At 69.2% G+C, this 17,527-nt stretch carries 17 protein-coding genes; 9 read left to right on the plus strand and 8 right to left on the minus strand.

Annotation, left to right across the window (positions count from 1 at the left end; genetic code table 11):
* Nucleotides 1-32: 32 nt before the first annotated feature.
* Together metX and metW are read left to right on the plus strand one after the other, a co-directional pair.
* Nucleotides 33-1,169: a homoserine O-succinyltransferase MetX gene (gene metX / locus C1704_RS09595; protein WP_104302507.1), complete on the plus strand. Its 1,137-nt coding sequence runs from the start codon at nt 33-35 to the stop codon at nt 1,167-1,169.
* Nucleotides 1,166-1,750: a methionine biosynthesis protein MetW gene (gene metW / locus C1704_RS09600; RefSeq protein WP_104302508.1), complete on the plus strand. Its 585-nt coding sequence runs from the start codon at nt 1,166-1,168 to the stop codon at nt 1,748-1,750. Before metX ends, metW begins: the two co-directional genes overlap by 4 nt.
* 9 nt (nt 1,751-1,759) lie before the next feature.
* Here the strand turns inward: metW and C1704_RS09605 are convergent, their stop codons facing one another.
* Together C1704_RS09605 and C1704_RS09610 are read right to left on the minus strand one after the other, a co-directional pair.
* Nucleotides 1,760-2,746, minus strand: a complete 987-nt coding sequence (locus C1704_RS09605; protein ID WP_104302509.1) for a tripartite tricarboxylate transporter substrate binding protein — start codon at nt 2,744-2,746, stop codon at nt 1,760-1,762.
* Between the two features lie 165 nt (nt 2,747-2,911).
* On the minus strand, nt 2,912-3,466 hold the full coding sequence (locus C1704_RS09610; RefSeq protein WP_170064667.1) for a restriction endonuclease: 555 nt from the start codon (nt 3,464-3,466) through the stop codon (nt 2,912-2,914).
* A gap of 66 nt (nt 3,467-3,532) precedes the next feature.
* Between C1704_RS09610 and C1704_RS09615 the strand changes: the two genes are divergently transcribed.
* The gene (locus C1704_RS09615) at nt 3,533-4,177 is read left to right on the plus strand and encodes a DsbA family oxidoreductase (RefSeq protein WP_104302511.1); all 645 of its coding nucleotides are present in this window, start codon (nt 3,533-3,535) and stop codon (nt 4,175-4,177) included.
* A gap of 57 nt (nt 4,178-4,234) precedes the next feature.
* Nucleotides 4,235-5,200 (plus strand): recombination-associated protein RdgC, encoded by a 966-nt coding sequence (locus tag C1704_RS09620; protein WP_104302652.1) that lies wholly within the window; start codon nt 4,235-4,237, stop codon nt 5,198-5,200.
* A gap of 4 nt (nt 5,201-5,204) precedes the next feature.
* Here C1704_RS09620 and C1704_RS09625 read toward each other — a convergent pair whose 3' ends face one another.
* Both C1704_RS09625 and C1704_RS09630 read right to left on the minus strand, forming a co-directional pair.
* Nucleotides 5,205-5,915, minus strand: a complete 711-nt coding sequence (locus C1704_RS09625) for a VC0807 family protein (protein ID WP_104302512.1) — start codon at nt 5,913-5,915, stop codon at nt 5,205-5,207.
* Between the two features lie 31 nt (nt 5,916-5,946).
* The gene (locus tag C1704_RS09630) at nt 5,947-7,197 is read right to left on the minus strand and encodes a CaiB/BaiF CoA transferase family protein (protein ID WP_104302513.1); all 1,251 of its coding nucleotides are present in this window, start codon (nt 7,195-7,197) and stop codon (nt 5,947-5,949) included.
* A gap of 62 nt (nt 7,198-7,259) precedes the next feature.
* Between C1704_RS09630 and C1704_RS09635 the strand changes: the two genes are divergently transcribed.
* The 3 genes from C1704_RS09635 to C1704_RS09645 all read left to right on the plus strand — a co-directional run bounded on the left by C1704_RS09635 (nt 7,260) and on the right by C1704_RS09645 (nt 10,564).
* Nucleotides 7,260-8,120, plus strand: coding sequence for an alpha/beta hydrolase (locus C1704_RS09635; RefSeq protein WP_104302514.1), 861 nt, complete (start codon nt 7,260-7,262; stop codon nt 8,118-8,120).
* A 91-nt stretch (nt 8,121-8,211) separates the two neighbouring features.
* Nucleotides 8,212-9,690: a M20 family metallopeptidase gene (locus tag C1704_RS09640; protein ID WP_104302515.1), complete on the plus strand. Its 1,479-nt coding sequence runs from the start codon at nt 8,212-8,214 to the stop codon at nt 9,688-9,690.
* Between the two features lie 10 nt (nt 9,691-9,700).
* The gene (locus tag C1704_RS09645) at nt 9,701-10,564 is read left to right on the plus strand and encodes a fumarylacetoacetate hydrolase family protein (protein WP_104302516.1); all 864 of its coding nucleotides are present in this window, start codon (nt 9,701-9,703) and stop codon (nt 10,562-10,564) included.
* Nucleotides 10,565-10,573: 9 nt separating this feature from the next.
* Here C1704_RS09645 and C1704_RS09650 read toward each other — a convergent pair whose 3' ends face one another.
* From C1704_RS09650 to C1704_RS09660, 3 genes are read right to left on the minus strand one after another with little or no spacing between them, the layout of a single operon-like run.
* Nucleotides 10,574-11,740 carry an MFS transporter gene (locus C1704_RS09650; RefSeq protein ID WP_104302517.1) on the minus strand — a complete coding sequence of 389 codons (1,167 nt, stop codon included), beginning with the start codon at nt 11,738-11,740 and terminating at the stop codon, nt 10,574-10,576.
* Between the two features lie 53 nt (nt 11,741-11,793).
* On the minus strand, nt 11,794-12,516 hold the full coding sequence (locus C1704_RS09655; protein WP_104302518.1) for a 16S rRNA (uracil(1498)-N(3))-methyltransferase: 723 nt from the start codon (nt 12,514-12,516) through the stop codon (nt 11,794-11,796).
* A gap of 53 nt (nt 12,517-12,569) precedes the next feature.
* Nucleotides 12,570-12,947, minus strand: a complete 378-nt coding sequence (locus C1704_RS09660; protein WP_104302519.1) for a DUF4148 domain-containing protein — start codon at nt 12,945-12,947, stop codon at nt 12,570-12,572.
* A 212-nt stretch (nt 12,948-13,159) separates the two neighbouring features.
* Here C1704_RS09660 and C1704_RS09665 point away from each other — a divergent pair, with 212 nt between their 5' ends.
* Complete coding sequence (locus C1704_RS09665; protein WP_245876443.1) at nt 13,160-14,152, plus strand: LysR family transcriptional regulator; 993 nt, start codon at nt 13,160-13,162, stop codon at nt 14,150-14,152.
* Between the two features lies 1 nt (nt 14,153).
* Here C1704_RS09665 and C1704_RS09670 read toward each other — a convergent pair whose 3' ends face one another.
* Nucleotides 14,154-15,236, minus strand: a complete 1,083-nt coding sequence (locus C1704_RS09670) for an aminoglycoside phosphotransferase family protein (protein WP_104302521.1) — start codon at nt 15,234-15,236, stop codon at nt 14,154-14,156.
* Nucleotides 15,237-15,313: 77 nt separating this feature from the next.
* Here C1704_RS09670 and C1704_RS09675 point away from each other — a divergent pair, with 77 nt between their 5' ends.
* Complete coding sequence (locus tag C1704_RS09675; protein ID WP_104302522.1) at nt 15,314-17,524, plus strand: LPS-assembly protein LptD; 2,211 nt, start codon at nt 15,314-15,316, stop codon at nt 17,522-17,524.
* The last annotated feature ends 3 nt before the right edge of the window (nt 17,525-17,527 follow it).

The raw sequence follows: 17,527 nt of genomic DNA on the forward strand, positions 1-17,527 counted from the left end.
AGCGTGACGCCGGGTTTGTTGTTCTGGGCCCCATGACATCCATATCGATCGGACACGTCGTCCCGCAGTCCCTGCACTTCGCCGAGCCGCTGCCGCTGCGCAGCGGGGCGGTGCTGGCCGACTACACCCTCGTCTACGAAACCTACGGCACGCTCAACGCCAGCAAGAGCAATGCCGTGCTCGTGTGCCATGCGCTCAATGCCTCGCACCACGTGGCCGGCACCTACGAAGGCCAGGAGCGCAGCGAAGGCTGGTGGGACAACCTCGTGGGCCCCGGCAAGCCGCTGGACACCGACCGCTTCTTCGTGATCGGCGTGAACAACCCCGGCTCCTGCTTCGGCTCCACCGGACCGATGCACACCAACCCCGCGACCGGCCAGCCCTATGGCGCCGACTTCCCCGTGGTGACGGTGGAGGACTGGGTCGATGCGCAGGCCCGGCTGCTCGACCGCCTGGGCATCGAGCAACTGGCCGCGGTGATGGGCGGCAGCCTGGGCGGCATGCAGGCCCTGGCCTGGACGCTGCGCTATCCGCAGCGCGTGCGTCACTGCATCGCGGTGGCCACCGCGCCCAACCTGTCGGCGCAGAACATCGCCTTCAACGAGGTCGCCCGCCGCGCCATCATTTCCGACCCCGACTTCCACGACGGCCACTACCAGCGCCACGGCGTGATCCCCAGGCGCGGCCTGCGCGTGGCACGCATGATCGGCCACATCACCTACCTCAGCGACGACGTGATGGAGCAGAAGTTCGGCCGCCAGCTGCGGGCTGCCGAACTGGGCTACAGCACGCAGGACATCGAGTTCCAGATCGAGAGCTACCTGCGCTACCAGGGCGACAAGTTCAGCGAATACTTCGACGCCAACACCTACCTGCTCATCACCCGCGCGCTCGACTACTTCGACCCGGCCCGCGACCACGGCGGTGACCTCACCCGCACGATGGCCGCGGCGACGGCGAAGTTCCTCGTGGTGAGCTTCACCACCGACTGGCGCTTCTCGCCTGCGCGCTCGCGCGAGATTGTCAAGGCGCTGGTGGACAACCGCCACGAGGTGAGCTACGCGGAGATCGATGCCCCCCATGGCCACGATGCCTTCCTGCTCGACGACGCGCGCTACCACGGGGTGGTGCGCGCCTACTACGAGCGCATCGCGAAGGAGCTGGCATGAGCGAAAGGAAAGACCTGGAGCTGATCGCCGAGCTGGTGCCCGCGGGCTCGCGCGTGCTCGACCTGGGCTGCGGCGGCGGCGAGCTGCTGGCGCTGCTGCGCGACCGCAAGGGCTGCACCGGCTATGGTGTGGAGATCGATGACACCAAGCTGCTGGCCTGCGTGCAGCGTGGCGTGAACGTCCTCCAGCTCAACCTCGAGGAGGGGCTGGCAATGTTCGAGGATGCGAGCTTCGACGTGGTGCTCCAGCTCGACAGCCTGCAGCACATCCGCAACACCGAGACCATGCTGCGCGAGACCGCGCGCGTGGGCCGCATCGGCATCGTGAGCTTCCCCAACTTCGCGCACTGGCCCAACCGCCTGCAGGTGGCCCTGGGCCGCATGCCGGTCACGCGCGTGCTGCCCTACGAGTGGTACGACACGCCCAACATCCGCGTGGGCACCTATGCCGACTTCGAGGTGCTGGCGCGCAAGAACGGCCTGCAGGTGCTGGACGCTTTCGGCATCCAGGGCGGGCGCGTGGTGCGACGCCGGCCCAACCTGATGGCCAGCGTCGCGGTGTTCAAGTTCACGCGCGGGTGAACGTCGGCCTCAGTCCACCGTGGCGCCCGAGGCCTTCACGACCGGCGCCCACTTGGCCACTTCGGCCTTGATGAACTTGTCGTAGGCCGCCGGCGACATCGGGCTGGCCACGGCGCCCAGTTCGGCCAGGCGCTTTTGCACGTCGGGCAGGGCCAGGGCCTTGTTCACCTCGGCGTTGAGCTTGTCGACGATGGCCTTGGGCGTGCCCTTGGGGGCATTCAGGCCGAACCACGACTGCACGTCATAGCCCGGCACGCCGGCTTCGGCCAGGGTGGGCACGTCGGGTGCGGCGGCCGAGCGTTGCGCGCTGGTCACGGCCAGGGCACGCAGCTTGCCGCCTTGCACGTGGGGCAGGGCCGAGGGCATGTTGTCGAACATGCTCTGCACCTGGCCGCCGATCAGGTCGGAGATGGCCGGCGCGCTGCCGCGGTAGGGCACGTGGGTCATGTCCACGCCAGTCATCTGCTTGAAGAGTTCGCCCGACAGGTGGATGGACGAGCCGTTGCCCGACGAGGCAAAGGTGACCTTGCCCGGGTTGGCCTTGGCGTAGGCGATGTACTCCTGCACGTTCTTCACCGGCACGCTGGGATGCACCACCAGCAGGTTGGGCACCTTGGCGAACAGGGCCACGGCGTCCATGCCGTTGGCGAAGTCGTAGCCCGGCTTGGCGAACAGGCTCATGTTGATGGTGTTGGCCACCGAGCTCGCGTAGAGCGTGTAGCCGTCGGCATCGGCCCGGGCCACGGCCTGGGCGCCCAGGTTGCTGCCGGCGCCGGCCCGGTTCTCGATGATGAACTGCTGGCCCATCGACTCGGACAGCTTCTGGGCCACCAGGCGGGCGATCACGTCGGTGGTGCCGCCGGCGGCAAAGCCCACCACCACGCGCACGGGCTTGGTGGGGTAATTGGCTTGGGCGAAGAGGCCACCAGAGACGGCCAGCAGCGCGGCGCCAGCCAGGAGCTTGAGGGTGGGACGCTTGGACAGGGAGGGTTTCATGGACGGCTTTCCTCTCGGGTTCACACAGGGAAGACAGGTGGAAACCCTGATTGGAGGGGCTGCACGTCGGGTTGCTGCTAAGTAATTCCCGAACAATTGGGCGTTAATCGCGCAAACGGCGTGTGCCGGCCCGCTGTGCAGGCCGGACGGGAGGAGGAACGGGGGTCAGCGCCGCAGGAGCGTGACCAGTTCGTCCGCCCCGATTACGCGAATGCCCTGGACGCGGGCGTGGTCCTGGGCGGCTTCGCTGAGTTCGCCCAGGCTCAGGTACCAGGCCTGCTGGGCCTCGCGGGCCTCGGCGGCAGCCTGCAGTTCGCGCAGCGGCTCGATGCCGGTGCGAGCGGCCTTCCAGCGGCGCGCGGCCAGCACGATCTTGCGGTGGCCTTCGGTCCATTCGAAATCGGCGCCGGGCGTCTTCAGTTCGGTCACGGCCACGCCCTGCTTTTCCAGCGCGGCGCGCAGGCGCTGCGAAAACACGGGCCAGCTCAGCCGGCCCAGTTCCTCCACCGCCTGGGCCAGTTGGGCGGCGCTCGGGCGGTGGCGCTGCTGCCAGGCGGCCATGCCGGCAATCACCCAGAAGGGCATGGGCATGAAGATCGCCATCAGCGCCAGGTCGCGTGGCAGCAGGGCGCCGCTGACCAGGGCGATGGCCACGCCCACGCCAAAGCTCACCCACCAGCGCTGGCGCAGCAGGATGGCGAAGAGGGAATTGCGGGCCATGCGCAACTTCATGCAGAACTCCGGGGATCAGGACAAGGGCAGCGGGACGGGAGGATACTCCCCGTCATGAAGATCGATTTTGTCTCCGACATCGTCTGCCCCTGGTGTGCCATCGGCCTGAGCGCCCTGGAACAGGCGATCGAGCGTGTGGGCCCCAGCGTGCCGGTGAGCCTGCATTTCCAGCCTTTCGAGCTGAACCCCGACATGCCACCCGAAGGCCAGGACATCGGCGAGCACCTTGCGCAGAAGTATGGCCTCACGCCCGAGCAGGTGGCGGCCAACCGCGAGATGATCCGCCAGCGCGGCGAGGGCGTGGGTTTCACCTTCCGCATGGAGCAGCGTGGCCGCATCGTCAACACCTTCAACGCCCACCGCCTGCTGCACTGGGCGGGCGAACGGGGCGGCGACGCCCAGCACCGCCTGAAGAAGGCCCTGCTGGGCGCCTACTTCACCGAGGGCCAGGACCCGAGCGATGCGGCGGTGCTGCTGCGTGTGGTGGCCTCGGTGGGCCTGGACGAAGGCCGTGCGCGCCAGATCCTGGAAGGCGATGACTACGCCGAAGCGGTGCGCGAGCGCCAGCGCTTCTACGGCCAGCACGGCATCCGTGCGGTGCCCTCGGTCATCCTCAACGACCGCCACCTGATCCAGGGCGGCCAGCCGGTCGAGGTGTTCGAACAGGCCCTGCGGCAGGTGGCGGCGGCCGAGGTCTGAGCCCTTGCGTGGACAATGCGCCCTTTGCCCCGACCTTGGGGCGCCAGAGGGTTGTCCTTGTTCAAGAACCTGAGCTTGTTTCGCATCGGGGCCGCGTGGTCGGCCTCGTCCTCGCAGGTGGAAGACCTGCTGCAGAAGGATGTGTTCCTGCCCTGCGGGGCGTCGCAGCCGCAGTCGGCCGGCTGGGTGCCGCCCCGCGGCGAGGCCCATGGGCCGCTGCTGGAGGTGGTGGATGGCCAATGGGTGCTGCGCCTGAAGGTCGAGCGCAAGCTGCTGCCCGCCTCGGTGGTGCGTGAGCGCGCCGACGAGATCGCCGAGGGCATCGAGCACAGCACCGGCCGCAAGCCGGGGCGCAAGCAGATGAAGGAGCTGCGCGAGCAGGCCGCACTGGAGCTGCTGCCGCAGGCCTTCGCGCGGGCCTCGGCGCTGTGGGTGTGGATCGATCCGGCGCGGCACCTGCTGGCGATCGACACGTCGAGCGCCGCTCGTGCCGAAGAAGTCATCACCCTGCTGGTGAAGGCCCTGCCCGGTTTCGAAGTCCGCCAGATCCACACGGCGCAATCGCCCCAGGCGCTGATGTCGGACTGGCTGGTGAGCGGCGAGCCGGCGGCCGGGTTCACCGTGGACCGCGAATGCGAGCTGAAGTCGGCCGACGAGATGAAGTCGGTGGTGCGTTATGCCCGCCACCCGCTCGACACCGATGAGGTGCGTGGGCACATCCAGGCCGGCAAGCAGCCCACAAGGCTGGCACTGACCTGGGCCGAACGCGTGTCCTTCGTGCTCACCGAAGGCCTGCAGCTCAAGCGGCTGGATTTCCTGGACGGTGTGTACGAAGGCCGCCCCAGCGTGGGGGCTGACGAGGCCTTCGATGCCGATGTGGCGATTGCCACCGGCGAGCTGCGCCGCCTCATTCCCGACCTGATCGAGGCGCTGGGCGGCGAACAGGAGCCTGGTGTGACGGCGGCGGCCCCGGCCCCCGTGCTCGACACCACGCCGGTGGAGGCCGACGCGGCGCCCTGGTGAGCGCTCAGCCCTGCTGGGCCTCTTCCTCGCCGTGGTGGAGCATCTCGGTGAGCTTCAGCCCGGTGAGCGCCTTGGCGCCGTGCACCAGGTAGTACAGCACGCCGGCCATCATCAGCATCGAGGGCAGGGCGATCATCGGGTAGCTCACGAGCGTGAGCCGCCCGAGTTCCTCGTTGAAGGCCTCGGTGCCTGAGGGGCTGGTGACGATCCAGCGCGCGAGGATGTAGTTCATTGCCGACGAGAACGCGAAGGTGCCGGCCACCAGCAGCGTGCCGGTGCGCAGTCGCGCTTCGAAGGCGTTCACATTGCCGCGCTCTTCCAGGTGGCGATGCACGCGGTGCACGTCGAGCACGGTGTCGTTGTAGACCAGGGCTCGGATCAGCGGCGTGCGCGTGAAGGCCGAAGCGAACACCACCAGGCCGATGATGCCGGGTACGGCGGCTTCCTTGACGGCCAGCCACTGGGTGTCGAGCTGCATCACGCCGATGCCGCCGGTGAGCAGCGTGCTCACCAGGCCCAGCGCCGCAATCCAGCTCAGATGCCGGTTGCGGATGCCGTCGTACAGGCCCCAGCCCAGCGGAAAGGCCAGGGCCAGCAGCAGGGCACGCACGGGGCCCAGGTGCTCGGCCCCGCTGAGCTTCATCAGGATCACTGCCGGGATCACGATCGCGATCACGACTTCGAGCAGCGGGTTGTTCTGGCGCTTGGGTTTCATCGGACGGACTTCAGGACACAAACCCCGTAGCTTAGCCGCCGGGACGGGATGACCCAGCGTCTTGCAGGGCGATCACCCCTGCCTCGCGCAGCGCCTCGATCTCGCCGTTGCGGTAGCCCAGCTCGTGCAGCAGCTCGTCGCTGTGTTCGCCGATGGACGGTGGCGCGCGCCGCAAGGGCAGGCGCTGTCCGTCGAGGGTGAGCGGGAGCAGGGGCACGGCGGTGTCCACGGCGTGGCCGCCGCCGTGGGTGTCGCCGGCCAGGTGCACCGGGGCCAGGCCGCCCGTGGCGCGCAGGTGGGGGTCGTCAAAGAGCTCGTGCGGGCGCGTGATGGGCGCAAACGGCAGGCCGTGGGCCTCGAAGCGGCGGGCGATCTCGTCAGCCGGCAGGTCGGCCAGGTGCTCGCGCAATCGTGGGATCAGCCAGTCGCGCGCGCGCACGCGGTCGTTGTTGCTGCGCAGCCGCTCGTCAGCCGCCAGCGTCTCCAGGCCGAAGGCGGCGCAGAAGGTGGCCCACTGCGTATCGGACACCACGGCCAGGAAGATCTGCCCGCCGTCCCGCACGGTGAAGACGTCGTAGAGGCCCCAGGCCGAGATGCGCGCGGGCATGGGGGCGGCGGGGCGGCCCGTCACCGCGAACTGCATCATGTGCTGGGCCACGAGGAAGACGTTGTTCTCGAAGAGCGCGGCCTGTACCTCCTGGCCGCGGCCGGTCTTCTCGCGCCGGGCCAGCGCCGCCATCGCGCCCAGCGCCCCGAAGAGGCCGCCCATGATGTCGTTCACGCTGCTGCCCGCGCGCAGCGGCTGGCCCGGCGGGCCGGTCATGTAGGCCAGCCCGCCCATCATCTGCACCACCTCGTCCAGCGCGGTGCGGTGTTCGTAGGGGCCGGGCAGGAAGCCCTTGTGCGACACATACACCAGCCGGGGGTTCAGGGCCGAGAGCGAGGGGTAGTCGAGCCCCAGTGCCGCCATGGCGCCGGGCTTGAAGTTTTCGCAGAACACGTCGGCCGTGGCCACCAGCCGCAGCAGCACCTCGCGCCCGCGCGCATCCTTCAGGTCCACCGCAAGGCTGCGCTTGTTGCGGTTGAACATCGCAAAGAAGCCCGCACCCGAGCCCAGCAGCCGGCGCGTGGGGTCGCCGCCGGGCGGTTCGATCTTGATGACATCGGCGCCCAGGTCGCCCAGCAGCAGGCCGCAGCTCGGGCCCATCACCATGTGCGTGAGCTCGACCACCCGCAGGCCGGCATACGGCAGGTGATCGTCGGAGGACGCCGTCGGGTTCATGGGGCTGGACAGTACGGTGGCATGCAAGCATAGTCCAGCCGGTTCCATTGAATGTGCACACCATGACGAAAGCCTCCACCGCCACCGTGTCCACACTGTCCGCCTACGACGGCACCCTGCTGAGCCTGCGCACCTGGCCGGCCCCTGAGGGCCGCGTGCGTGCCACCGTGCTGATCGTGCACGGGCTGGGCGAGCACAGTGCGCGCTACGAGCACGTGGCCACGCGTCTGCGCGAGTGGGGCTTCCAGGTGGTGGGCTACGACCATCGGGGCCATGGCCTGTCGCTGGGGCCGCGTGGCAGCCTGCAGAAGGACGACGACCTGCTCACCGACCTGGCCACCGTCATCGACCTTGTGCGCGAGCAGCATCCGGGGCCTCTTGTGCTGTTCGGCCACAGCATGGGCGGGCTCACCGTGGCGCGCTTCGTGGCGGGCGAACTGCGCCCGGTGGACGCCGTGATGCTGTCCTCGCCAGCGCTGGACATCGGCCTGTCCACGCTGCAGCGCGGGGCGCTCAAGGCCAGCTACAGTCTCACGCCCACGCTGCAACTGCCCAACGGCCTGGACGCGAACGGCGTTTCGCGCGATGCCGACGAGGTGATCGCCTACAAGAACGACCCGCTGGTGCACGACAAGATCACCCCGCGCCTGGTGAACTTCCTGCTGCAAGGCGGCGAGTTCGTGCGCGCCCGGGCTGCACAGTGGAAACACCCCACGCTGCTGATGTGGGCCGGGGCCGACCGCCTGGTGCGCCCCGCCGGCAGCGCCACCTTTGCGGCCCTCGCACCGAAGCATCTGGTGCAGGCGCACCCCTTCGAGGGCTACTTCCACGAGCTGGTGAACGAGCCGCTGGAGGCCCGCGAGAAGGTCTTCGACACGATGCGCGGCTGGCTGGACGAGCGCTTCCCGCGCACCCAGGGATAGTTCACACCTGAAACATCCCCGGATAGGCACATCCGGGGTTGCCGGCCTACACTGTGCGGATTCCTCCTGACGTCGTTCCAAGGAGTACCGCATGAACGCCCCCGACCGCCTGCCGCTCAACCCCCTGGCCGACCCCGACGGCCTGCAAGCCTTCGTCAACGAGACCTGGGACCGCGAGATCGTCCCGCTGCTGTCCGACTACATCGCGATCCCCGCGAAGTCGCCGGCCTTCGACCCGCAGTGGGTGCAGAACGATCATCTCGAGACCGTGGTGCGCAACGCGGCGGCCTGGGTGGAAAGCAAGAAGGTCGCGGGCCTCACGCTGGAGGTGGTGCGCCTCGCCGACGCCGCCGGGCGGCCGCGCACGCCGGTGATCTTCTTCGAGGTGCCCGCCACGAAGACGGGCAGCACCGACACCGTGCTGATGTACGGCCACCTCGACAAGCAGCCCGAATTCAGCGGCTGGCGTTCCGATCTCGGCCCCTGGACGCCCAAGTACGAGGACGGCAAGCTCTATGGTCGCGGCGGGGCCGATGACGGGTATGCCGTCTATGCCTCCATCACCGCGCTGCTGGCCCTGCAGCGCCAGGGCATCCCGCACCCGCGCGTGGTGGGGATCATCGAGACCTGCGAGGAAAGCGGCTCCTACGACCTGCCGGCCTACATCGACGCCTTGCGCCCACGCCTGGGCGAGGTGAGCCTGGTGGTGTGCCTCGACTCCGGCGCCGGCAACTACGACCAGCTGTGGCTCACCACCTCGCTGCGCGGCATGGTCAGCGGCGTGCTCAAGGTGGAGGTGCTCACCGAAGGCGTGCACTCGGGCGATGCCAGCGGCCTGGTGCCCTCGAGCTTCCGCATCCTGCGCCGCCTGCTCGACCGGCTCGAGGACAGCGCCACCGGCCGCCTGTTGCCCGAGAGCTTCCACTGCGAGATCCCGGCCGAACGCATCGACCAGGCCCGGGCCACCGCGCAGATCCTGGGCGATGAAGTGTGGAAGCGCTTCCCCTGGGCCTGCGGCGCGGATGGCGCCTTCACCCTGCCCACCACCACCGACCCCGCCGAAGCCCTGCTGCGCCGCACCTGGAAGCCCACGCTCAGCGTGACCGGCGCCGAAGGCTTCCCCGCTCTGGGCAATGCCGGCAACGTGCTGCGCCCCTACACGGCCTTCAAGCTCTCGCTGCGCCTGCCTCCCCTGGTGGATGGCGCCAAGGCCGCGCAGGAACTCAAAGCCCTGCTCGAAGCCGACCCGCCGTACCAGGCCAAGGTCACCTTCCACAGCGACCACGGCGCGGCCACTGGCTGGAACGCGCCCACGCTCGCGCCCTGGCTGCACCAGGCGCTCGATTCGGCCTCGCAGTCCTTCTACGGTGCGCCGGTGGGCTTCATCGGCCAGGGCGGCACCATTCCCCTGATGAGCTTGCTGCAGCAGGGCTTCCCCAAGGCGCAGATGATGGTCTGCGGTGTGCTGGGCCCCAAGAGCAATGCCCACGGGCCCAACGAATTCCTGCACGTGCCCTACGGCAAGAAGCTCACCGCGGCCGTGGCCGGCGTGATCGCGGCCATGCCTTGAGGGGGTGGCGATGAAGCTGATGCGCTACGGCGAACCCGGCCGCGAACGCCCGGCCCTGGTCGATGCACAGGGCCAGGTGCGCGACCTCTCCGGGGTGATCCCCGACATCACCGCGCAGACGCTCACGCCCGAAGGGTTGGGCCGGCTGCGACAGGTCGATCCCTCCACGCTGCCGCTCGTCGCCTCGCCCGGGCGCATCGCTCCGCCCTGGTCGGGCCTGGGCAAGTTCGTCTGCGTGGGCCTGAACTACAGCGACCACGCGGCCGAGGCCGGCATGCCTGTGCCCAAGGAGCCCATCCTCTTCCTCAAGCCCAACGACTGCGTGGTGGGCGCGAACGACACCGTCGTGCTGCCGCAGGGCTCGCTCAAGGGCGACTGGGAGGTGGAGCTGGGCGTCGTGATCGGCCGCACGGCGCGCTACGTGAGCGAAAGCGACGCGCTGCAATTCGTGGCCGGCTACTGCGTGGTGAACGACGTGTCCGAACGCGAGTACCAGCTCGAACGCGGCGGCCAGTGGGACAAGGGCAAGGGCTGCGACACCTTCGGCCCGGTGGGCCCCTGGCTCGTCACCGCCGACGAGGTGGGCGACCCTCAGGCCCTGGACCTCTGGCTCGACCTCAACGGCGAGCCGCGCCAGCGCGGCAGCACCCGCACCATGGTCTTTGGCGTGGCCCCGCTCGTGAGCTACATCAGCCGCTTCATGACCCTGCGCCCCGGCGACCTCATCAGCACCGGCACGCCCCCCGGCGTGGGCATGGGCGCCAAGCCTCCGCGCTTCCTGCGCGACGGCGACGAACTGCGCCTGGGCATCACCGGCCTGGGCGAGCAGCACCAGCGCGTGCGCGCCTGGGACGCCGCGCTGCTGCGCGACTGAAGCGCAAGATCAGGCCGCGGCCACGCGCCGCTGCGCCGTCAGCCACACGATGCCGCCGGCCACCAGGGCCACGGGCAGCAGCGAGCCCCAGTTCAGCCAGCTCCAGCCCTGCGAGGTGATGAGCGCACCCGAGGCAAAGGAGGTGACGGCCATCGTGCTCATCACCCAGAAGTCCATCGCGGCCTGGGCGGTGGTGCGTTCCTCGGGGCGGTAGGCCTCGGTGAAGAGGGTCGTGCCCCCCACGTAGAGGAAGTTCCAGCCCACGCCCAGCAGCAGCAGCGCGATGAGGAACTGCATCAGGTCCACCCCCGACAGGGCCACGGCGATGCAGCCCAGGTTGAGGGCCACGCCGGCCCACAGCACTTTCACCGCACCGAAGCGCTTGATCAGGTGACCCGTGAAGAAGCTGGGCACGAACATGCCCAGCACATGCCACTCCAGCACCAGCGCGGTGTGGCGGAACTCGTGGTGGTGGTGCTGCATGGCGATCGGCGTGGCGGCCATCAGCAGGTTCATCACGCCAAAGCCCAGCGCGGCACACATCACCGCCACGATGAAGACCGGCTGGCGCGCGATCTCGCGCAGGGGGCGTCCGGGGTGGGCCGGGTCGGCCTGGGGCAGGGCGGGGAAGTGGATGAAGCTCAGCACGGCGAGCGACAGCAGCGCCACACCGGCCAGCGCGGCATAGGCGCCGGCAAAGGGCACGCTGAACCAGTCGCGGGTGTGATGAGCGAGGTTGGGGCCGATCACCGCGCCCAGGATCCCACCGGCCAGCACCCAGGAGATGGCTTTTTCCTTCGCGGCCGGTGGCACCAGCTCGACGGCCGCAAAGCGGTAGAGCGCGGCATTGGCGTTGTAGTAGCCGGCCATCACCGTGGCGGCCACCAGCAGCCAGAACTGGCTTGTGGCCGCTGCATAGGCGCACAGCGCGGCCGCGCCGATGGCCACCAGGAGCCCAGCCTGGAAGGAACGCTTGCGGCCCCAGGCCCGCTGCGTGCGGGCCACCACCCCGGTGGCCAGGGCCCCGCCCACCACATAGCCCATCACCGGCAGGGTGGCCATCCAGGCCACCGGCGCCAGCGCCAGCCCCACCAGCCCGTTGATGGCGATGAAGGTGACGTTGTTGGTCATGAAAAAGCCCTGACACAGCGTCAGGAGCCAGAGATGGTGGTTCATGGCGGCGGTTGGAGATGGGGAGCCCCAAGTGTCGCCGCAAACGTGAACGGCCGTCAGACCACGGCAAGGGCCGCCAGCACGGCCAGTGGCGCGGTTTCGGCGCGCAGCACGCGCGGGCCCAGGTTCACGGGGCGATGGCCGAGCGAGCGGGCCAGGTCTTCCTCGGCGGGGCTCAGGCCGCCTTCGGGGCCGCTCAGCAGGACCAGGGAGCCCTCGGCCGGCAGTTCGCGCAGCGCCTGCGGCAGCGGCAAGGCATCGTCCCGCAGGCTGAGCACCCAGCGCGTGGCACCGGCATCGAGGGCCGCCAGGCCCTCCCGCAGGGGCTGCACCCCATGCACGGCGGGCACGCGGGTGCGTCCGCTCTGTTCGGCCGCAGCCACGGCCACGCCCTGCCAGTGGGCCTGCTTCTTCTGCGCGCGCTCGCCGGCCAGGCGCAGCACCGAGCGCTCGCACACCAGGGGCGCGAAGGCGGCCGCCCCAAGTTCGGTGGCCTTCTCCACGAGCCAGTCCATGCGCTCGTTGGCGGGCATGCCTGCGGCCAGAGTCACCCGTCGCGGCAACTCTCGATCGGTGCGCAGGTGTAGATCGACGCGGACGTCCACGTCCTGGCGACCCATGCGGGTGACGGTGGCGGCCCATTCGCCCCCCTGACCGTTGAAAAGCACAAGACCGTCACCGGGCTGCAGGCGAAGCACCTGCACATGCCGGGACGGTCCGGGAGGGAGGGTGAGGAGAAGGTCCCGAGCGAGGGGGGCATCCACGAAGAGGCGGGGCATGGGCACACAGTGTGCCAAAACCCCTGCCCCCCGGCTCGGGCGGGACTGGGCGATCAGCTGCCGGCGCGCTGGCTGCGCAGGTGCTGGATGGCCTCGGCGCGCACTTCCTCGCGGGTACGCACGCTGGCGAACTGCTCTTCGGGGAAGTAGGTGGCTTCACCGCCGAAGCTGAAGCCGTCGCGCAGGGCCTGGCGAGCCTCGGCACGCACTTCGGCGCGGCTGCGGGGCTGGGCCGCCACGGTGGTTTGCGGGAACACGGTGGCTTCACCGGCAAACACCACGGCGCGGTCGGCGGCATCGGCCTGGGCCTTGACTTCGGCGCGGGTCAGCTGGGACGTGGTGGGAATCTCGAAGATCGTGGCTTCCTGGGCGAAGGCACCGGCAGCGAAACCAGCGGAGAGGACGGCGGCGATCAGGGTCTTGGCGTTCATGATGAGGGCTCCATAGTGAGGGTTTCCGAATCGGGCCGACCGGGCTCATCCTGAGCGGCCCCTCGGTGAACCGACCGTCTTGCGGAGGGCATCGGTTCATCGATGGGATGAACTTTAGGTGTTAACCCTGAGCCGAAAAACGTCTTGGACTTCAATGAACAATTGCGAAATCTGCAAGGAACTCAGGACTTGAAATGGATCGATTGCATTCCATGCGCATATTCGCGAAGGTGATCGAGGTCGGCGGCTTTGCCGCTGCAGCGCGAGCCCTGGACCTCTCGGCCGCCGTGGTGACCCGGGCGGTGGCCGATCTGGAGGCTCACCTGGGCGCCCGGCTGATCCAGCGTACCACGCGCCGCCTGAGCCTGACCGACACCGGTGAGGCCTACCTCGAACGGGTGCGCCAGATCCTCGCTGACGTGGAGGAGGCGGAGGCACTGGCCCAGGCCGCCGTGCGGGAGCCGGCCGGTCACCTGCGCGTGGTGTGCCCGCCCGCTTTCGCGGTGCACCAGCTGGCCAAGCACCTGCCACGGTTTCGGGCGCGGTATCCGCAGGTGTCGCTCGAACTCACCGTGCCCGGGCCGGTGGAAACCGTCCACGAATCCCACGACGTGAGCATCCTGATGCTGGGCTCCAAGCCGCTGGACGGTCATTTCGTCGCCCGGCGTCTGGCCCGCTCCGAGGTCATCACCTGTGCCTCTCCCGACTATCTCGAGCGCCGTGGCCGACCCCGGCATCCGTCGGAGCTGATGGGTCACGATTCGCTTCTGCCACCGTCGAGCATTCTGCAAGGCGGCATCAGTTTCCAGCGCGGGATCGATGCCCGAGGGCATGCCGAGGAAACCGTGGTGCATGAACCGCAGGCCACCGTGCTGAGCACCGCCCACCTGGACACCACCTATGCTGCGGCCCTGGCCGGCATGGGCATCGCCGGCTTGCCCTCCTTCGTGGTCGCCGACGCCCTCCTGGAGCATGCCCTCGAGCGGGTGCTGCCCGAGTGGCAGGTCCTCACGACGCAGATCTATGCGGCCATCCCCACGCGCAAGCACCTGCCGGCCCGCACGCGGGCCTTTCTGGATTTCCTGGTCGAGACCTTCGGCGGGGAGGACCACGATCCCTGGCTCGCCGCAGCGGGCTGCGAGACCCCGGGGTATGGCTGCGGCCCGGCGGTGGGCGACATGGCGCTGAGAGCCGCGATGGCCTGACTCAGAAGGTGTAGCCCACCCGACGCTGTTCGCCCGCCACCTTCTCGAGCAGCTGGGCCAGCGCTGCGAACTCGCGGTAACGGCTGGCCACACGGTGGGCATGGCGCCACACCAGCGGCAGATCCTTCAGGTAGCCCTCCTTGCCGTCACGGTGATAGAGGCGGCAGAAGATGCCCAGCACCTTGAGGTGGCGTTGCAGGCCCATCCACTCCAAGTCGCGCCAGAACTCGCCGAAATCGGAGCGCACCGGCAGGCCGGCGTGGCGGGCACCTTCCCAGTAGCGGACGGCCCAGTCGATCTGCTGGGCTTCGTCCCATTCGACATAGGCGTCGCGCAGCAGCGAGACCAGGTCGTAGGTGATGGGGCCCCAGACGGCGTCCTGGAAGTCGAGCACGCCGGGATTGCTCGCGCTGCCGGGTTCGCCGCACAGCATCAGGTTGCGGCAGTGGTAGTCGCGGTGCACCAGCACGGCCGGCTGGTCCAGGGCGTTGGCCAGGAGGTGCTCGAAGCTGCGTTCGAGCACGGCCTGTTCCTTCTCGCTCAGCACCAGGCCCTGATGGCGGGTGATGTACCAGTCGGGGAAGAGCTGCATCTCGCGCAGCAGCAATGCGCGGTCATAGGCCGGAACCTGCGTGCGGACCTCGAGGCCTTGCAGCCGCACCAGGGCGGCCAGGGCGTCGCGGTAGAGCGCGTCGGCCTGGTCGGGGCGGTCGGTGAGCGCCTGCAGGTAGGTGGTGGAACCGAGATCGGACAGCAGCATGAAGCCCTCGGCTTCGTGCCAGGCCAGGATTTCAGGGGCTTGCAGGCCGGCGGCGCGCAGCAGGCGGGCCAGCTGGACGAAGGGGCGGCAATCTTCGTGGCTGGGCGGGGCGTCCATCACGATGCGCGTGCCGTGGGCAGTGTCGATGCGCAGGTAGCGGCGAAAGCTCGCGTCCGCGCTGGCCGGGCGCACCGAGCCGGGCACGAGCCCCAGGCCTTGCAGGCTGTCCAGCCAGGCGTGGAAGGAACGCTCCCGCGCGGGGTCGCTCCACGACACGGTCGAGACGGGGGAGGACGCGGGGGAGACGGGCTCGATGGGGCTCATGCACGGGTCGTGAAATAATCGATCGATTCTACAAACCCCCGCCGGCGCCTTCGGCGGACAAAGCCCGCAGCTTCGCTTTGCCACGCCTCGTACTGTCTGCTCGTCTTCCGTTGCTGGCCTGGACGCTGGCGGGCGCCTGCGCGACGGCGGCGCCCGCCGGGGAGGCGCCCGTGCCCATCGTGTTGCGTGCGCAGGAATTGAGCGGCCAGGTGGGAGGGCCGACGGTGGCCCAGGGGGAGGTGGCGCTGTCGCAGGGACCGCTGGAGATCGAAGCCGATCGCCTGGAATACGACCCCGATACCGGCGTGGCCAAGGCCCAGGGGGGCGTGGTCGTGCGTCGCGACGGCAACGTCTTTCGCGGCCCGGAGCTGCAACTGCAGATCGAGCGTTACGAAGGCTTCTTCCTGCACCCGGCCTATCACTTCGACGTCACCGGCGCCGGCGGGCAGGCCGCGCGGCTGGATTTCCTCGGCCGCAACCGAGTGGCGGCCATCGACGCGACCTATTCCAGCTGCACGCCGGACGACACCGGCAGCTACGCCTGGGTGCTCGAAGCCAGTGGCGTGAAGCTCGATTTCGAGAACAACGAAGGGGTGGCCACCGGCGCCGTCCTGCGCTTCTACGGTGTGCCCATCCTCGGGGCACCGGTGCTCAGCTTTCCCATCACCGACGCACGCAAGTCGGGCTGGCTGCCGCCGTCCATCAACCTCGACAGCCGCAGCGGCCTCGAAGTGGCGGTGCCCTACTACTGGAACATCGCACCGCAGCTGGACATGACGCTCACTCCCAGCCTGTCCACGCGCCGCGGTGCCGGGCTGGGCAGCGAGCTGCGCTACCTGCTGCCGAATCACTCGGGCGAGATGCAGCTCGAACTGCTGCCCAATGACCGGACAACCGGCGAGCGGCGCGACCTGCTGCACCTGCAGCACCGTGGTGCACTTCCGCTGGAGGGACGCTACCGCTGGACCCACACCCGGGCCTCCGATGACGAGTACTGGAAGGATTTCGAGCGCAACATCCCCAGCCTCACGCCGCGGCTGCTGGCCAGCGATCTGCGCACCGACTGGGGCGGGCGGGGGCGCTGGCAGGCTTACGCCCGTGTGCAGCGCTGGCAGGTGCTGCAGGACCTGGAGGCGCCGATCGATGCCCCCTACGCCCGGGCCCCCCAGCTCGGGCTGCGCCGCAGCTGGGGCGAGGCTGTGGGGCCGCGCTTCGACCTCGAACTCGAATACAACCGCTTCGAACTCCCCGACGCTGCCGCCGGACGGCCCGAGGGTCAGCGCACGCATGCGCTGGGGCGCCTGTCCTGGCCGCTGCTCGACACACCCGGTGCCTTCCTCACCCCGCGCCTGGACTTCAATGCCGCGAGCTACCGCCTGGACGAGCCCAGCCTGAGCGGTGGGCGCGATCGCGCGTCCCGGTTCATCCCCAGCGTCAGCCTCGACGGGGGCTTGCGCTTCGAGCGCGATGCCACCTGGTTCGGCCGCAACTACCTCCAGACGCTCGAGCCGCGGCTGCTCGTCGTCCACACCCCCTTCCGCGAGCAGGCCGACCTGCCCAACTTCGACAGCGCGGGCAAGGACCTGAACTTCACCACCTTGTTCGATGCCAACCCCTTCTCAGGGGTGGACCGGGTGGCCGACGCGCGCCAGGTCACGGCCGGTGTCGATTCCCGCCTCATCGATCCTTCCTCCGGTGCCGAGGTGCTGCGTCTGGGCGTGGCCCAGCGCTACCTGTTCGCCGACCAGCGCATCACCCCGGAAGGGGTGCCCTTCACCCAGCGCTCCAGCGACCTGCTGCTGCTGGGTTCGACCAGCGTCATCCCGTCCTGGACCCTGGGCGGGTCGGTGCAGTACAACCCGGAGATCAAGCGCACCGCCCGCTCCACGCTGTCGGCGCGCTACTCGCCCGGCCCGTTCCGCACGCTCAGCGCCCGCTACAGCCTGGTGCGCAACGCCAGCGAACAGATGGATGTCGGCTGGCAGTGGCCGGTGTACACCGGGTCGGGGCGCGGCGCCGGGGACGGTTGCAGCGGTCGCTGGTACAGCGTGGGTCGCTTCAACTACAGCCTGGCGGAATCTCGCATCACCGATTCTCTGCTGGGCTTCGAATACGACTCGGGGTGCTGGATCGGGCGGGTGGTGGCCGAGCGACGCTCCACAGGCCAGCAGGAAGCCGTGACGCGGCTGATGCTGCAGCTGGAGTTCGTGGGCCTGTCGCGGCTGGGCAGCAACCCCTTGCGGACCTTGAAGGACAATATCCCCGGTTACCAGCTGCTGCGCGAGTGAACG

Origin of the sequence: Caldimonas caldifontis, from assembly GCF_002930615.1 — a bacterium.
Lineage (GTDB): Bacteria > Pseudomonadota > Gammaproteobacteria > Burkholderiales > Burkholderiaceae_C > Caldimonas > Caldimonas caldifontis.

Excerpts from the sequence above, each read along its gene's own strand:
- C1704_RS09650 (WP_104302517.1), bottom strand. The coding sequence starts at position 11,740 with ATGAACCACCATCTCTGGCTCCTGACGCTGTGTCAGGGCTTTTTCATG.
- C1704_RS09615 (WP_104302511.1), top strand. The coding sequence starts at position 3,533 with ATGAAGATCGATTTTGTCTCCGACATCGTCTGCCCCTGGTGTGCCATC.
- C1704_RS09635 (WP_104302514.1), top strand. The coding sequence starts at position 7,260 with ATGACGAAAGCCTCCACCGCCACCGTGTCCACACTGTCCGCCTACGAC.
- C1704_RS09625 (WP_104302512.1), bottom strand. The coding sequence starts at position 5,915 with ATGAAACCCAAGCGCCAGAACAACCCGCTGCTCGAAGTCGTGATCGCG.
- metX (WP_104302507.1), top strand. The coding sequence starts at position 33 with ATGACATCCATATCGATCGGACACGTCGTCCCGCAGTCCCTGCACTTC.
- C1704_RS09640 (WP_104302515.1), top strand. The coding sequence starts at position 8,212 with ATGAACGCCCCCGACCGCCTGCCGCTCAACCCCCTGGCCGACCCCGAC.
- metW (WP_104302508.1), top strand. The coding sequence starts at position 1,166 with ATGAGCGAAAGGAAAGACCTGGAGCTGATCGCCGAGCTGGTGCCCGCG.
- C1704_RS09610 (WP_170064667.1), bottom strand. The coding sequence starts at position 3,466 with ATGGCCCGCAATTCCCTCTTCGCCATCCTGCTGCGCCAGCGCTGGTGG.
- C1704_RS09655 (WP_104302518.1), bottom strand. The coding sequence starts at position 12,516 with ATGCCCCGCCTCTTCGTGGATGCCCCCCTCGCTCGGGACCTTCTCCTC.
- C1704_RS09645 (WP_104302516.1), top strand. The coding sequence starts at position 9,701 with ATGAAGCTGATGCGCTACGGCGAACCCGGCCGCGAACGCCCGGCCCTG.
- C1704_RS09660 (WP_104302519.1), bottom strand. The coding sequence starts at position 12,947 with ATGAACGCCAAGACCCTGATCGCCGCCGTCCTCTCCGCTGGTTTCGCT.
- C1704_RS09665 (WP_245876443.1), top strand. The coding sequence starts at position 13,160 with ATGCGCATATTCGCGAAGGTGATCGAGGTCGGCGGCTTTGCCGCTGCA.
- C1704_RS09605 (WP_104302509.1), bottom strand. The coding sequence starts at position 2,746 with ATGAAACCCTCCCTGTCCAAGCGTCCCACCCTCAAGCTCCTGGCTGGC.
- C1704_RS09670 (WP_104302521.1), bottom strand. The coding sequence starts at position 15,236 with ATGAGCCCCATCGAGCCCGTCTCCCCCGCGTCCTCCCCCGTCTCGACC.
- C1704_RS09630 (WP_104302513.1), bottom strand. The coding sequence starts at position 7,197 with ATGAACCCGACGGCGTCCTCCGACGATCACCTGCCGTATGCCGGCCTG.